This is a genomic window from Shewanella sp. MF08487 (assembly GCF_050848685.1).
GTDB lineage: Bacteria > Pseudomonadota > Gammaproteobacteria > Enterobacterales > Shewanellaceae > Shewanella > Shewanella glacialipiscicola.
Genome location: NZ_JBOZPB010000012.1, coordinates 101,440 through 117,015, shown reverse-complemented (window position 1 = coordinate 117,015; position 15,576 = coordinate 101,440). Strand labels below are relative to the sequence as shown.

At 43.9% G+C, this 15,576-nt stretch carries 11 protein-coding genes and 1 pseudogene; 9 read left to right on the top strand and 3 right to left on the bottom strand.

Annotated elements, in window-relative coordinates:
* From ACRN9H_RS10540 to ACRN9H_RS10530, 3 genes and pseudogenes are all read left to right on the top strand, one after another.
* A pseudogene (locus ACRN9H_RS10540) lies at positions 1-92 on the top strand (IS5/IS1182 family transposase); the annotation flags it as partial.
* Between the two features lie 53 nt (positions 93-145).
* On the top strand, positions 146-850 hold the full coding sequence (locus tag ACRN9H_RS10535; protein ID WP_432313609.1) for a TorF family putative porin: 705 nt from the start codon (positions 146-148) through the stop codon (positions 848-850).
* A 91-nt stretch (positions 851-941) separates the two neighbouring features.
* On the top strand, positions 942-1,418 hold the full coding sequence (locus ACRN9H_RS10530; protein WP_432313608.1) for a MarR family winged helix-turn-helix transcriptional regulator: 477 nt from the start codon (positions 942-944) through the stop codon (positions 1,416-1,418).
* A 96-nt stretch (positions 1,419-1,514) separates the two neighbouring features.
* Here ACRN9H_RS10530 and ACRN9H_RS10525 read toward each other — a convergent pair whose 3' ends face one another.
* Positions 1,515-2,150: a peptidylprolyl isomerase gene (locus ACRN9H_RS10525; protein WP_432313607.1), complete on the bottom strand. Its 636-nt coding sequence runs from the start codon at positions 2,148-2,150 to the stop codon at positions 1,515-1,517.
* Between the two features lie 549 nt (positions 2,151-2,699).
* Between ACRN9H_RS10525 and ACRN9H_RS10520 the strand changes: the two genes are divergently transcribed.
* The 3 genes from ACRN9H_RS10520 to ACRN9H_RS10510 all read left to right on the top strand — a co-directional run bounded on the left by ACRN9H_RS10520 (position 2,700) and on the right by ACRN9H_RS10510 (position 8,639).
* Positions 2,700-5,750, top strand: a complete 3,051-nt coding sequence (locus ACRN9H_RS10520; RefSeq protein ID WP_432313606.1) for an EAL domain-containing protein — start codon at positions 2,700-2,702, stop codon at positions 5,748-5,750.
* Positions 5,751-5,889: 139 nt separating this feature from the next.
* Positions 5,890-7,308, top strand: coding sequence for a DEAD/DEAH box helicase (locus ACRN9H_RS10515; protein ID WP_432313605.1), 1,419 nt, complete (start codon positions 5,890-5,892; stop codon positions 7,306-7,308).
* A 224-nt stretch (positions 7,309-7,532) separates the two neighbouring features.
* The gene (locus ACRN9H_RS10510; RefSeq protein ID WP_432313604.1) at positions 7,533-8,639 is read left to right on the top strand and encodes a CobW family GTP-binding protein; all 1,107 of its coding nucleotides are present in this window, start codon (positions 7,533-7,535) and stop codon (positions 8,637-8,639) included.
* 66 nt (positions 8,640-8,705) lie between these two features.
* Here the strand turns inward: ACRN9H_RS10510 and ACRN9H_RS10505 are convergent, their stop codons facing one another.
* Positions 8,706-9,503: a substrate-binding periplasmic protein gene (locus tag ACRN9H_RS10505; protein WP_432313603.1), complete on the bottom strand. Its 798-nt coding sequence runs from the start codon at positions 9,501-9,503 to the stop codon at positions 8,706-8,708.
* A gap of 358 nt (positions 9,504-9,861) precedes the next feature.
* Between ACRN9H_RS10505 and ACRN9H_RS10500 the strand changes: the two genes are divergently transcribed.
* Positions 9,862-10,380, top strand: a complete 519-nt coding sequence (locus ACRN9H_RS10500) for a DUF3087 family protein (protein WP_432313602.1) — start codon at positions 9,862-9,864, stop codon at positions 10,378-10,380.
* Positions 10,381-10,484: 104 nt separating this feature from the next.
* On the opposite strand, the gene ACRN9H_RS10495 is transcribed toward ACRN9H_RS10500, so the two are convergent.
* Entirely contained in the window at positions 10,485-12,026 is a 1,542-nt protein-coding gene (locus ACRN9H_RS10495; RefSeq protein WP_432313601.1) for an MFS transporter, read from the bottom strand.
* 392 nt (positions 12,027-12,418) lie between these two features.
* Here ACRN9H_RS10495 and ACRN9H_RS10490 point away from each other — a divergent pair, with 392 nt between their 5' ends.
* Together ACRN9H_RS10490 and bdpA are read left to right on the top strand one after the other, a co-directional pair.
* Positions 12,419-13,774: an MATE family efflux transporter gene (locus tag ACRN9H_RS10490; RefSeq protein ID WP_432313600.1), complete on the top strand. Its 1,356-nt coding sequence runs from the start codon at positions 12,419-12,421 to the stop codon at positions 13,772-13,774.
* Between the two features lie 267 nt (positions 13,775-14,041).
* Complete coding sequence (bdpA, locus tag ACRN9H_RS10485; RefSeq protein ID WP_432313599.1) at positions 14,042-15,553, top strand: BAR domain-like protein A BdpA; 1,512 nt, start codon at positions 14,042-14,044, stop codon at positions 15,551-15,553.
* Positions 15,554-15,576: the final 23 nt, after the last annotated feature.

The following is a 15,576-nucleotide window of genomic DNA, read 5'->3' as shown; positions in this document are numbered from 1 at the left end:
CAATATCAACAAGATATGACAAGCTAGCAAGAAATTACGCCAGTATGGTGTCACTGGCGTTTATGTTAATGTGGCTGCCGATGTATTGCTGAGCAACATTTGTACAGCAAAGATCAACAGACCCTAACTAATGGAAAAATTAATAATGAAATCAAAATGTTTTTATCTTGTCGCTGGAGGGTTGTTATTGATGTCAACAGCGGCCAATGCCGGATTATCGGCCACTGTGACGGCGACGTCGGATTACACTTTTAACGGTGTCAGCCAAACGGATAACGGCCCAGCACTGCAAGGCAGTCTGGATTACGGTTTTGATTCGGGATGGTATGTGGGCGGCTTTACCTCGAACGTCGACTTTGGTGGCAGCGATGACACTTGGTTGGAGCTCGATGCCTATGCGGGTAAATATTATCAGCTGAACAAGCAACTGAGTCTCGATGTCGGACTGGCTTATTACACTTACCACGGCGAGTCGTTTTCCGATGAGTACAACTATCCTGAGCTGTATAGCAAGTTAGGTTACGACACTTCCCTTGGCCACTCTGAAGCTAAGTTAACCTACACATGGGACTACTTTGGTTTGGGCGGCGGACATTACACTATGTTGCTCGGCCATACGATTAGCGTTGCCGAAGGCCATGATATTCGCTTCAGTGTTGACCGCTCGACGTCACTCGATGAAGACAAATGGTCATGGGATGGCGGTAAATCCTTTAATCATTATCGCATTGCTTATATGACTGATTGGAGTGGCTTTGATTTCAGCCTTGCCGCTGAAGATACCAGTATGAACTTAGATACCAGTGACGAGCGATTAGTGCTGTCGGTATCGCGTCAATTCATGTTGTAACTGAAGTGACTTTTACTGCAAAAGTCCTTCCTGTGGGTGAGTTCAGCTGTACTTTCTGGTAAGGTGCACTGGACTACTTGGATGGGACATTATGGAAAAGTACGAACAACTGCTCATTTCGCTGCGTCGAGTGATACGCGCTATCGACATTCATTCTCGCCAGCTGAACAAACACTCTGGCTTAACTGGGCCGCAATTGATGGTGATGCAGAAAATCGCCCAATTGGATGCGCCATTAGCGAAAACCGTGGCGGAAGAAATTACCTTGAGCCCTGCCACTGTGACGACCATTATTGATCGTCTTGAGGGGCGGGGTTTAGTGATCCGCCAACGCAGCGAAACCGATAAACGTAAGGTGCATTTATACCTTAGCGATGCGGGACGAGCGCTGTTACAAGACTCCCCCAAACCATTGCAAGAGCATTTTATTAAACGTTATCAAAATCTTGAACAGTGGGAGCAGAGTCAATTGCTCTCGGCCGTTGAGCGTATTGCGACTATGATGGACGCCGATAAGATTGATGCAGCACCTATGCTGTTGGTTGGCAAAATCCAAGGTGATGAGTAAATTTCGATTTATTCTGAGATAAATTTTTAAAGATAAAAATACTAAAATAAAAAAGCACTGAATTCTCAGTGCTTTTTTGTTTTTATCGTATAGGTTTTAGGCCGCAGGGCAGCTTGTTTCAGTCACTGAGTTAATCAAAATTTCTTGTGCTGGTGTGTTTTGGAAACCGTCAATCGTAGTTGTTTTTACTATGCTTATCTGATCGGCGACATCCATGCCATCCACTACTTTGCCAAATACGGCATAACCAAACTCGCTAGTGGATGCATCCAATTGGGGATTATCTAACACATTGATATAGAACTGCGACGCTGCAGTATCTGGCGCTTGACTCCTTGCCATTGCGATAGTGCCGCGTTTATTGCTAATGCCCACAGCGGCTTCATTTTTAATTGAAGCACTGGTGGGTTTACTTTTAAGGCCTGTGGTAAAACCGCCACCTTGGATCATAAAGTTGTTGACCGTTCTATGGAATAAAGTGCCGTTATAGAAAGACTTATCAACATATTGTTTAAAATTTTTGCCTGTAATTGGCATATTCGTTAAGTCAATCGCGAGGGTGATATCGCCCTTCGTTGTTTTCATCAAATAACATACATCAGCAGATAATGCCGGTGGCGTCGGTGACGGTTTTGGGGGGACGGGATCGATGTTGTCATCAATGCTGCCATCACAACCTAGCAGTCCTAGACTTAAACTAGCAGTGAGTATTAATCCGGTAAACTTGTTCATCTCATATCCTTATTTATTTTGGTCATTTTTTACAATGTGGGCTGCGAGTATCAACTTGTTAGTACATCAGCAATATCGATAAAATTCAGATGTTGCGAGTATGTTTTTATTTTGTTTGTTTTTGGATGATGACAGAGGTGTAAGCTGTTATTCAAGATAAAAACACTTTTGATACAAAGTGTTGCATCAGTCTGCGTTCGTGATGAGATGAGGTGCTATTAAGTGAGATTGCAGACTTTGCCCTTATGGAGATGAAAATGGCTTTCATATGCCATTTAACGCTATAGGTTAATGATCATCTTGATTGATGGCTGCGCCGCTGTAGTCATTCAAGGTTTCTTATTAAAGCAAGTTCGAGCCGTGGGGGGATAGTGAGATTAAATATGATTAACGCTGCAGTAAATTTTGAGGTAACTAATAGAATTAGCGCATGATTTATAAGTGATTCTGCTACACTATCCAGTGAAATATTAAACCAGTAAAATATTAAATCAGTGAAATATTAAAATAGTATTAGCCCATTTATTTTTTGGAGTCGCTCTCTAGGTTATGGATAAAGATATTATCTTTCCGTTGGTACAAAATGCAGCTTTAATGCTGGCATTGGTATTTTTGTATGACGTGATCCCTAAAAAACAGCAGCGGCAACAGTATTATTTATTGTGGCGCATTGTGATAGGGCTGCTTATTGGCGGCATTGGCATCACAGTGATGAGTACATCTTGGGTATATCAACCTGACTTTGTGTTTGATACTCGCTCGGTTATTTTGTGTGTTTCAGGCCTTTTTTTTGGCGGTGTTCCGACCTTTGTTGCCATGGTGATAACAGTACTGTATCGCATCAGTATTGGTGGCACTGCGATGTGGCTCGGTATTGCTACTATCATTTCATCTGGCGTCATTGGAATACTATGGCGAAAATACAGCAAGCCTAAATTAGCCAACATTTCAGATTTTGAGATCCTTCTTTTCGCCTACATAGTCCATATCGTAATGTTATTGTTGTTGTTCTTCTTTTTATCCCGTACAACCGCCTTAGTCATACTCAGTAACGTCGCCTTACCGGTATTAACCATATGTCCCATCGCAACCTGGCTTCTTAGTCGTTTATTATCAAGGCGTTATGAGCTTGAGCGCGATGAGCAAATTCGCCTGCAAGATGATTTTTTATTTCGCAGTCAATTTAGCATTGGCAATATTGGTATTGCGATAACGGGTGTCAACCAGCAATTGATAAAAGTGAACCCCCGTCTGTGTCAAATGTTTAAATATTCTGAAGATGAATTACTGCAGATGACCTGGTCTGCCATTACTCATCCCGACGATTTAGAAGCTGACTTACTTAAATTTGAATTAATGCTTAATGGAAAAATTGACAGCTACGAGATGGGTAAACGTTTTATCAGTAAAGATGGCTCATGCGTTTATACCCATATGACCGTCTCCTGTAAGCGTGCTGACCATCAAGTGCTGTTAGTGATTGCCGGCTATTTAGATATCACGGCGCAAACCTTAGCCGATCAAGAAGTGCTTGCGAGTCGTGAGCAACTCGAGTTGGTGTTAAGCAGTAGTGAACTTGGGGTATGGGATTGGGATATTCGTAACGATCGTATTGAACGCAATACCCGCAGCGCCGATATTTTGGGCTGTGACATTGACATGCTTAATGCCAATAGCCGTCAATGGATAGATGCCATCGTCGCCGAAGATAGGCCTAAAGTATTGCACTCTATTGAAGCCCATATTCGTGGTGAAACAGCGCAACACAGGATGGAATATCGGCTTAATACCCTTAACCGTAATGTGCGTTGGATTTTAGACACTGGCAAAGTGGTGAGCCGCGACTCGCATAACAACGCTTTGCGGATGTGTGGCACTTATTCTGATATTACTGACGCTAAGCTGCTTGAAGAGTCTTTAAAACTGTCAGGGCTGGTATACGATAACAGCTCCGAGGCTATGAGTGTTCTTGATGAAAAAGGTCTGATCATTACCGTAAACGCCGCTTTTAGCGAGATGACAGGTTATGGTGCCGCCGAAGTTCTGGGCCAGCATATTCGATTATTGTATTGCGACCTTAATAGCCGTGATTTTTATACTCAAATGAATCATGAAATCCGTGACAGCGGCCAGTGGCAAGGCGAGGTGTTGCAGCGACGTAAGAGTGGCGAGGAATATGTTATTTGGCTCACCATTAATACGATTAATGATAAAGAAGGTAAGCCTTACCGACGTGTCGCCTTGTTCTCTGATATTACCGATAAGAAGCAAAATGAACATTTAATTTGGAAGCAGGCCAACTACGACACACTGACAGGCTTACCGAATCGACGTATGTTGTTGGAATATTTAAGTAGCGAAATTAAGCATTCAGACCGCAATCGTAACCATTTTGCTTTGCTATTTTTAGACTTAGATTTCTTTAAAGAAGTGAATGACACGCTAGGCCATGCCATGGGTGATTTGCTATTGATAGAAACCGCTAATCGGTTGAAATCCTGTGTCCGCGACACCGATGTGGTGGCACGTCTTGGTGGCGACGAATTTACGATAGTACTAAGTGCGATGAATGATCATTATGGTATTGAGCGCATTGCGGAAAATATTCTACGCCGCATTGCTGAGCCCTATGTGTTAGGGGAAGAAACTGCATTTATTAGTGTCAGTATTGGTATTACTTTATACCCAGATGATTCCAACAGTATTGAAGGGCTGCTCAAGCATGCCGATCAAGCTATGTATGCGGCGAAGGAGCAAGGACGTAATCGTTTCAATTACTTCACCCCATCAATGCAGGAATATGCCAAATACCGCATGCGCTTGATTCAAGATTTACGTCAAGCCGTCGCTAATAAAGAATTTGAACTGCATTATCAACCCATTGTTGCACTCGCAAGCGGTGAAGTGACTAAGGCTGAAGCCTTGATCCGCTGGCACCATCGCGAGCGTGGGGCGGTGCCGCCATCTGAATTTATTCCAGTAGCGGAGGATACGGGATTAATTATTGAAATAGGTAAATGGGTGTTTGAACAAGCGGCGCGCCAAAGCGCCGCTTGGCGCCATGATTTAGGCGTCGATATTCAAATTAGTGTGAACAAATCGCCGATTCAATTTCGCGATGAGGGCACGCAGCTCAATGATTGGCTGAAATTATTACAAGAGCTCAATATTACGGGAGCAGGCGTGTGCGTTGAAATCACCGAAGGTCTGTTATTGGATGCCAGTATGGGAGTCACCGAAAAGCTACTGGCCTATCGCGATGCGGGTGTGCAAGTGTCACTGGACGATTTTGGTACGGGTTATTCATCGCTAGCGTATTTGAAAAAGTTTGATATTGATTATCTTAAGATTGATCAATCCTTTACCCGTAATATTGATACTGATGAAAACGATCAAATACTGTGTGAAGCGATTATTGTCATGGCCCACAAGTTGGGAATTAAGGTGATAGCCGAGGGTGTTGAAACCGAAGCACAGCGCCAAGTGCTATTAGCGGCGGGTTGCGACTATGGCCAAGGTTATTTGTTCTCTAGGCCGATACCCGCGAGCGAATTTACTCAACAATATCTGCAGAGCCGCTCTGTTATTTCGGATCTTTGATTGCCGATGTCGGATGCGATATTAAGCCTAAGACGATAATTGCCTATAAAAACGCCGCGGATTTTGCTAGACTCCGCGGCCCCGCGTTGGGGCATTGTTACCTTGCATCAAAGTTTTACTACTTAGCTAAAGAGTCCCTATGAAATTTGAAACACTCGGTTTATCTTCCCCTATTTTGAATGCGATAACTGAGTGCGGCTATCAGCAACTCACTCAAGTGCAAGAGAAAGTGATCCCGCTTGCCTTTGAAGGTAAAGACATTATGGCCTGTGCCCAAACGGGTACTGGTAAAACAGCTTCCTTTGCTCTGCCTGTACTTGAAAAGCTGGCGGCTGAATCTTTAGCTAATGACAGCAATAACAAACCCATTTTACGTGCTTTGGTGATGACGCCAACTCGCGAGCTTGCGATTCAAGTTTGTGAAAATATCCAAAAATACAGCCAGTTTCTGCCACTGAAAACCCTCGCGGTTTATGGCGGCGCCAATATGAATCCCCAGCGTAAAGGGGTAGAGCAGGGCGTTGATATTTTGGTGGCGACACCAGGTCGTTTATTCGACATTATTGGCCAATTCCAGTTAGATTTGTCGAGCGTCACGACCTTAGTGATCGATGAAGCCGACCGCATGTTAGACATGGGTTTTGTGCGTGATATTGAAAAAGTGAAACGTTTAATTGCAGCGCAGCATCAAACCATGTTGTTTTCAGCGACCTATAGCGATGCGGTGAAATTACTCGCTGAGAAAATGCTGAATGAACCTCAGTGGGTGAATGTTGCCGATACGACAACGGCATCTACAGTAGTACAAGAAGTGTATCGTGTTGATAAACGTCGCAAGGCCGAGTTATTGTCTGAACTGGTAGGGCGCAACAATTGGCGTCAAGTGCTGGTATTTGCCAGCACTAAAGAAAGCGCCGAGCATTTATTACAAGAATTAAAGCTTGATGGCATAGCAGCAGGCGTATTCCACGGTGATAAAACCCAAGGGTCGCGTAATCGGGTATTGGAAGAATTTAAAACCGGTAAATTACGCGTGCTGGTGGCAACCGATGTGGCAGCTCGTGGTTTAGATATTCATGCCTTGCCTATGGTCATTAACCTTGAACTGCCGTTCCTTGCCGAAGATTATATCCACCGTATTGGCCGTACTGGTCGCGCGGGATTAACGGGGCGCGCTATTTCATTTGTAGCGCCTGCTGACGATGAGATGCTTGCTGAAATTGAAGCCTTAATAGAGCAAAAGCTGCCCGTGTCGGTACAACCCGGTTATGAAGAAGGCACGCCTTTGCCTGCCCGTTATCGTGACTTGCCCGCCGCGCCAATTAAACCAATTGGAAAATGGAGCCATAAAGCACCGCAGGATCGCACCATTGGTCAGTCCCGTCAGGGCAAGTACGCCAAAGGTAAGTCAGTAGACAGTAAAGCGGGCGACGACAAATATTCTAGCCGTGCTAAGCCAGTTTCTGGCTCAGGCAAACCGTTTAACGCCACTAAACCTAAGTCGAACTTAGTGAGCAATAAGTCTGGTTTTGGATCTCGGACCAATAAGTCAAAATAAGCTAGCACAACAATTAAGGCTAATAAGTGCAAAGTGCCTATTAGTTTAGCCGTCTAACGGTTGCCTAGTTTGTTGATTTAACTATTGAATAGTCAGTTGCATATTTTGCTACATAGCCTGTCGCTATTCTAAAAGCGCATCCTCACCGATGCGCTTTTTGTTGAGCTTCAAAGCCAATACTTCTACACTCGAGCGCCAAGCTTTCTATTCGAGCGAGTTTCCTTATGATTATCAAAGCGATTCCCACCAATATCATTACAGGTTTTTTAGGCGTAGGTAAAACCTCTTTGATTAAACAATTGCTGGCGACTAAACCCGCGGATGAGACTTGGGCTGTGCTGGTTAATGAGTTTGGTGAGGTCGGCATTGATGCGGGGTTACTTAATTCCTCTGATAACGGCATACAAATTCGTGAGGTTGCGGGTGGCTGTATGTGTTGTGCAGCGGGCGTACCGACGCAAGTCGCTATTAATCAATTGATTGCGAAAGCGAAACCTGACCGCTTATTGATTGAACCGACTGGGCTTGGCCATCCCAATGAAATTATTAAAGTGTTGAGTGCCGCTCATTATCAGAATGTGATTTCACTACGCAGCACCCTATGTTTAGTGGATGCGCGCAAAATTCATGATCCTCGCTATCGCGAACATGCTAATTTTATCCAACAACTGCAAGTGGCCGATGTGATTATCGCCACGAAATCCGATTTATATGATGCTGAAAATACCAAGTTACTCTATGAGTTGCAGACTTATTTAAGCCATATTGAACGCACTGATATTCCTGTGGTGAGCCACTCTAATCAACAGTCTTTACCTAGCGCTTTGCTGGACTATCTTAATCAACCAAGGCGCGTGTCACTCAATATAAATGGACATGCTAGCGCGGGCCTAAAGATGGGTAGTCTACCGACGACTCCCCCAAGCTTGTTTCGTGCTGATGGTTCGCGTTTGAGTGAGTTGAGCCTCTTTGCCGAAGGTGCAATCGAAGTCGCACTTGATTTTGATGATCGCGGTATAGTGCGAAAGCAGAATCAAGGGGAAGGTTATTTTAGCTGCGGCTGGGTGTTTGAACCGAGTCAAGAATTTGATTTTGATAAATTAATGGATTTTATTCAGCGGCAAGCTCAGTCATCCGACGTTGGGCAAGTGTTGCTTAGATTAAAGGCTGTGATGATCACTGCTGATGGAATTGCGGGGTTTAACTGGATTGACCATGAGTTTACTGTGGTTGAACTTGATGACACCTTAGATTCCAGACTAGAAATGATTACCATGGACGAAGTTAATTGGGACGAGATTGAGCTGCAGTTGATTGCTTGTCTTAGCTAACTGTCTTTTCCGCATTATCGTTTATCACACATGGAGCATTGGTAAGCCAAGGCCTGTAAGGCGGGGTTAATAAGGCGGGGTTAATAAGACCGGATCGTAAGGCAGGCTCACTCGATATTTTTGGCCGAGTGTAGTGAGCGTGCCATTTTGGATTATCTCCTCCAAGAAGCTGTTAAAACGAGTTCTTAGGGGATCAAATTGTCCCTGTTTAGGGAAGGCCATAAAGCCATCTTGTATATCAATAATGGGGAATATAGGTTCGATAGTATTCGAGATTTTTAGTTTCCATTGTTCTGTATTTGTATCGCGTTGATTCGTGGCGAGCAAATCGAGATCGCCCCGGGATAAACGCTCAATTCCACTCTTAAGATCGACAAACTCATTAATTGTTAGCATTTCGGTTTGTTCGGTAAATCTGGCGCCATAACTCCAGCCTTGCATTTTACCTATGCGTTGATTTTTGATGCTATGGTACTCACCATTCCAACTGTTTATCTTGTCCTTACGGGCATAAAACACGATTTCATCTCGAAAAAATGCTTTTTCGGAAAAGGCTAAAAGTGCTTCCCGTTCCTTAGAGTAATAAGGGCCAATAAGAATATCGGCTTGACCGTGCTCGACCATAGATTGCGCACGGCGCCAAGGAATAATTTGATAGTGAATGGTCACATTGGTTTGCTCAGCGAAGCGATTCAAAATATCGACACCTAAACCCGTATATTCGCCATTTGGCTGTAGTTCAAAAATTTGATTAAAGCTAGTGCCCACCGCGAGCAGCTCTTTGCTCTGCGTGGTAACGCAAAGGCTGCAGAGTAATATGAGTGTGAATAGTCCAATCTTTACAAAAGCTGTGCTTAATATCATCACTAATCCTTGTTCTATTGATGCATCAGTAAAAACACCGTCGCGAGTATTGAGCGCTTGCGTTAAGGTTAGTCCATTTTAGAGTGACTTACCTATACACGTAAAACTGCTATCTTATCTAAAAAAGTGAATGTCTTTGTTTATGATTTCAGAGAAATCAAGTCTATTTTATTGATATATAATGCTTTTAAATTAATTTAATCGTATGCGGTGTTTTAACTCTGGGTGGTAGTTGGCTTTAAAGGTCTATGTATGCAATTGGTTTAAATCAATTAAGGTCGAATAAAGGGGATTCGGGTATGATTTACCACTAATTATTGATACGCCTACTCAGGGCGGGCTATTCGAGCATAATGTGATGAAGCAGCAAGAAATAGATAAAACCCGATACCGTAAGAACATGAATTTATTGATTGTGATTTTAGTGCTCAGTTTAGTGGGACTTTCATTGGCTTTCGGGTCTGTATTGATAGCCCTTTTTGGAGCGGCACCCGTACCTGGCGAGCCGACGGGTAATTTTCATTTAAATCTTTTGGGGGTGATCTTAAGTGTGGGCTTGTGTGGTGCTGTGTTGCATCACTTTAAGGAGCGGCCTTTTTTTCGCGAGATTTATTACGTTTGGCGATTAAAGCAGTTACATAATCGTATTTATCGTAAATTAGTTAAAATTAAAGCTGCTGCGGCGACAAATGATGCCAATGCGTTGATTACGTTGCTATTTTATTACACTAGTTTAAGGCAAGTATATTTACTTGATGATAATACATTGACCTTGCCTGCGTTGACCCAAGATTTGAATCGTTTAAACGCCCAAATCGATAGTTTAGGCTTATTGCTCTCACCGGAACAATTTACCCCTGAAATGCTAAATTTATAACGCTAAAGTTTATAAAGCTAAGGTTTATAGTAAATCAAGACTAAAAGTGAGTATAAAAATACGCACTTTTAGTCTGATATTAGCGCTTTTCAACGGAAAATTTATTAGGCTGCTCGCTGGGCTTTTTGCAGTGTGAGTAGCCACTTACCATAAAGATAAATGCCGACTGCTGAGATAGTCCCTATGGCGGCGATGATATACCATGCCATGCCGATATTATGGCTGTGATACAAAAATTGGGTGAGTTGTTCGGCACTTTCCCCCGTAAAACTCACCAAGGTAGTGAAGGCTTCACCTTGGGGAATGGCGTTCACATCAACGGCATTCATGCCGCGCTCTAATAATAAATCCCGCGAAAACAGCTCCTTTGATGCATAAATCTCATACAGCTTAGGGCCAAAGTAGCCTTCTAAGCCCCAACCTATGCCTTGGGGTAACATCACAAATCCTAAATACATGGCTTTTTTCCCTTTAGGTGCAATATTACCCATGAACTCATTTTTCTTTGGGCTAATCATCATTTCGCCAAGAGAGAACATGGCAATCGCGAGCACAATAAACCAAGCGGTATGGAAAGCGCCAATAAACACAAACGCCAAAATACTCAGCAAACAGCCAATAAGCATGGCAGTAGTTATACGATATTTGGCTGTGAGCGCCGCAACAATAAAGCAACTTGTCATGATAAGGCCGGCATTAAGATTGAGCATGCCTTCGGGCATCACCTTAGTACCATCGTTATTTAGTCCAAGCCAAAATTGTAGAATACCGTTACTGGTACCTTCGGAGCCAAAGAGGGTAGTGACGATTACGCTGGTATCAACCCACTCAGAAATATGAATCGGCAGTACATCAAATAACGCGTTGAACAAAAACCAAAAGCCTGCAAATACCAACATATAGTAAATCACGATTGGCTTTTTCAGTTCATGCCAAGCATCGCGCCACAGAGCTTCTTGCTTGATTTCACCCGATTGAATTTGCTTATTGCGCGCCAACCGCTCAGCTTTGCCAGGCTCCGTGTAGGTCAGTAAAAATAAGAAGTTGAGTGAGATAATCGCAGCGCAGGCGAAGAACACATTGTCCCAAGAGAGTTGGCGCATATGCACGGCCACTAATGGCCCGAGAAAACCGCCAATATTAACGACTTGGTAAAAAATCCCCCACGCCATTGAAGTGTTATTACGTTGGGTAGACAGCACTAAGGTGCCTTGAATGCCGGGCTTAAATATTCCGGTACCGGTAGCAAGTAGCAAGGCTCCGACAAGAAATCCCCAGAAACTTGGGAAAAACGCCATCACTAAATAACCCAATATTTTAATAATGGTGGAGCCAAAAATGGTTTCTTTGTAGCCGACGCGATCAGACATACCACCGGTAAACACGGGGATAAAAGTTTGCATTATGGCCCAAAGGGAAATAATGATGCCGTAGTCACTTAGGCTGATGCCTAAGCCGCCCGCAGATTCGGGTGCTTTTGCATAAAGCCCTGCGCTGGCCTTAACACCGTAGTAGGCGATACGTTCAACGAGTTCCATACCGCCGACCAGCCAAAAAATATACCCTAAGCTGGTAATTGAGGCCCACATACCGAGTTGTTTAACTTCCTGCAGATCATTGTCTGCATTTGGACTATTTTGGCTCATGTCCTTCCCTTACTGTTTTTATAGGTGTTATTTTGTATTAACCCATTATTAATCAACTGATTAAATTTAACGTATTAATCGTTTTATCTCGATAAAATGCAAGAATGGGTATGCTTGAGTTGATACTTTACCTAATTTAGCTTTAAACACCAAAAAAGTAGCAAAAAATGATGAGTTACCCCATATCTGTTATTAAACTGTGTTTGGCTTGTGAGCTTGGCGGCAACTGCGCTATTTTCACTTAACCCATTGTGATAACTAATCTTTACGGCTCATTTTTCGACTTAACGGGCTTTGTGTTCCGAGTAGATTTAGGTACAATCCTCTGCCGCATTTTTGTTCGCCCGATCATTTTCCTGTGGCCCTTGCCTTTTATTTTGTGAGAAATACGAATGACAGCAACAACATCTAATCATGTTCCAGCGGATATGAGCTTGCTTGAAGAGCCGATTACTAAACTTTTTTGGCGCTATACCATACCCACCATTGCCTCTATGTTGGTGACGGGCGTGTATGTGACGATTGATGGTATTTTCGTTGGGCACTATTTGGGTGAAACGGGCCTAGCGGGGATGATGTTAGCATATCCTGTCGGCGCTATTTTGTATGCGATTGGCGCCATGATAGGCATGGGTAGCGCGGCATTAGTATCAATCAACCTTGGTCAAGGTCATGTCGCTAAAGCCCGTAAACTCATTGGTAATGCCTTTAGTTTATGTTTATTGGCTGGAGGTTTTTTTGCCCTTGTGGGTGGGATATTCTCGCGGGATATTTTAATCGCCCTCGGGGCGCAAGGTGAAATACTCGAAAATGCCAACCAATACCTATTCTGGTATTTCGCCCTGTGTCATTTCCCGATTATTTCAATGACCTTTACCACACTGTTGCGTAATGACGGCCGCCCCTCGATGGTGACTTGGGTGCTGGTTTTGGGCGGGGTATTAAACACTCTGTTAGATTGGCTGTTTATTGTGGTTTTCCCTTTTGGTTTAGCAGGCGCCGCGATTGCGACTATGCTGTCGCAGGCGGTGACGGGGCTGTTATGTTTGCAGCATTTTTTCGGCCCTCGCACTCAGCTTAAAATCAACCTTGAGCAGATGAAGCTCAAACTCGACAATTGCATCAACATTGCCCGCGTGGGTTTACCGAGCTTGTTGATGAACCTTTATCTATCGATAGTCTTAACCCTGCACAACATGGCTTTTTTATGGGTTGGCGGCCCCTTGCACGTGGCAGCTTATGGCGTGGTCAGTTATACCGAGGCGTTTTTCTATTTGATTTTTGAGGGAATAGCCCTTGGCACTCAACCTATTTATAGCTTTAACGCTGGAGCAGGGCGTTTTGACAGGGTTAAACAAGCGCGCAATATTGCCTTTGGTATGACGCTGCTCACTGCTGCTTTAGGCTTAGCACTGATTTATTCCCGCCCAGAGTGGTTAGTGTATTTGTTTGCTGGCGATAACCCTAACCTAACGCCCGTGGCGATTGAAGGTATGTACTGGTATTTCTGGGGCTTACCAATGGAAGGCTTGATTTTAGTCGGTGCGAGTTTCTTCCAAGCGATTAATTGTTCGAAACAAGCCTCTATGCTCACGGGCGCTAAGCTTATTTTGATTTCCGTTATCATCTACTGTTTTGCTTGGGCATTTGGCGTTATTGGTGTGTGGGTGTCGCTCGCGACTTGTAGCACTATCCTGACGATATGGATGTTTTACGCCATGAAACGAGTCGAGGCGCGGCTGCATTAATACGTCACTCTTATAGTTAAATATTTATCTTTTGCGCCAAACACGACTTAGCGCTAGCGTGGGATGGTGGCCTCTGGTACATTTCGCTGGTTTAATCAGCTATCAAAAATAACTCATTCAAGCGTATTGGCTTTTCGAGGCAATAGCCTTAGTAAAGGAGCTGGGTTCGCTGATAACCTTGGGTTAGTTTGACTGTTGATATAACTGGGTATTGAGCCGAAATGACTCGCTCGTTAATTTTAGTAATTTATGTTTTATGAGGCTATTATGCGCACCACTGCAGTCATTTCAATGCTGTTGCTTGGCGTGTTAACCACTGTGAATGCCAGCGCCAAAGAGAATGAGTTAGTGTTTGCCAGCGACTTTGAAGGCAATCGTTTATCTCAACCTTGGTCGTGGATCATGGGTTGTCAATTTGAAGGCGCTGAACCACACAGTGGTGAAAGTGCGCTGCTGTGCGCCGAAGGCAATAGCAGTATCGTCAGTAAGTACCCTATTTCTGAAGCGGGGCTATTAGAGTTTTGGGTCAAAACCCAAAATACTCAAACCCAGTATCGAATCAATGTATTAACTTCACCCGTATTAAAACTTGATGCCCAGTGGCAGCATGTTGCCTTAATTGATATCACACCGGGTGCTAATGAGTATTTGGCGCACCGCGTCTCTATTGACGACCCCAGCCGCCAGTATATTCGCCTCGACATTGAGGCCATTAATGGCCCCATCAGTCTGGACGATTTGAGCTTAGACAAAATTCGCCTCGATATGGCATTGCAAAAAAATGAGCAGAAAATTATCGGCGGAATTTTAGATAAACTCAAACAAGACAAAAACTACGACGTGCAGTCGGAGTCGTTCCGCACCTTAGGTAAAAACTACGCCGCCCAGCTTGAAAGCCAAAGACAATACCTTGAATACTCGAATGCTATTTATTCAAGTATCACTTTTGTGCTCGCGACATCTGAGCGCAATAAGATGTCTAACCCTATGGGATATAGCACCTTTAGGTCGGTATTGACCGACACTAAACGGGTGGCATCACCTATCCAGCAGGCGCGTTTAGGCTCTATGGTTAAACCCTTTGGGGACTTAGCCACAGCCACCTTAAACGTGGTCAGTGCTGGTGCTTATTCCGCCTTTGCTGAACCTTTTAAGTCATTTGTAGCGGCGACGTTTGATCGTTCCAACTATGACAATGGCGATTTGAGTCGCAGCGATCGAAAATTTGCTGAAGAAAATGGCCTGAAAATTTATCAGCAAGCCGAACGTTTTATGTCTGAAATCGAAAAAGAGCTGCAATTAGTCACTGCGCTAGATAATGACTTAGTTAACATGCAGAAGAATTTAGATGCGTTTCGCCGCGATCTTGATAAACACTTACGCAGTTATTTACAACATGCCAGCATTGCTCGTACGCCTGAAAATTACAGCAAAGTCATGAGTAAAGACGAGCAAACTCGTGCGCTGGTGATTGCCGAGGCGAGTGCCAATATCAGTGCTAAAGCTGAGGCGCTATTGGCTTCGAACAGCAATGCAGAGTTAGTGCAGTACATGATTAAAACCACTGAAAAGATTGATGAATTTCAAGAGTTCAAGGAGCGTTTTAATCAGATCACGTCGGCCATGCTGACCTTCTACGACAAATTTGAGCGCTCAATTGCCGCTGAGCAAAACCCCTTTACCGATCCTAGCGATCGCGCAGTGTGGGAGCAGCACGCCAAAAGCGCACGTAACTATATTCGTCAGTCGAAGGAAGCGTTTACCAAAGCGTTTATGTAGCGGATTGTTGTAGAAAAATCGAC

Coding starts and splice junctions, on each gene's coding strand:
- ACRN9H_RS10490 (WP_432313600.1), top strand. CDS start 12,419: ATGACAGCAACAACATCTAATCATGTTCCAGCGGATATGAGCTTGCTT.
- ACRN9H_RS10500 (WP_432313602.1), top strand. CDS start 9,862: ATGAAGCAGCAAGAAATAGATAAAACCCGATACCGTAAGAACATGAAT.
- ACRN9H_RS10530 (WP_432313608.1), top strand. CDS start 942: ATGGAAAAGTACGAACAACTGCTCATTTCGCTGCGTCGAGTGATACGC.
- ACRN9H_RS10525 (WP_432313607.1), bottom strand. CDS start 2,150: ATGAACAAGTTTACCGGATTAATACTCACTGCTAGTTTAAGTCTAGGA.
- bdpA (WP_432313599.1), top strand. CDS start 14,042: ATGCGCACCACTGCAGTCATTTCAATGCTGTTGCTTGGCGTGTTAACC.
- ACRN9H_RS10510 (WP_432313604.1), top strand. CDS start 7,533: ATGATTATCAAAGCGATTCCCACCAATATCATTACAGGTTTTTTAGGC.
- ACRN9H_RS10520 (WP_432313606.1), top strand. CDS start 2,700: ATGGATAAAGATATTATCTTTCCGTTGGTACAAAATGCAGCTTTAATG.
- ACRN9H_RS10495 (WP_432313601.1), bottom strand. CDS start 12,026: ATGAGCCAAAATAGTCCAAATGCAGACAATGATCTGCAGGAAGTTAAA.
- ACRN9H_RS10535 (WP_432313609.1), top strand. CDS start 146: ATGAAATCAAAATGTTTTTATCTTGTCGCTGGAGGGTTGTTATTGATG.
- ACRN9H_RS10505 (WP_432313603.1), bottom strand. CDS start 9,503: ATGATATTAAGCACAGCTTTTGTAAAGATTGGACTATTCACACTCATA.
- ACRN9H_RS10515 (WP_432313605.1), top strand. CDS start 5,890: ATGAAATTTGAAACACTCGGTTTATCTTCCCCTATTTTGAATGCGATA.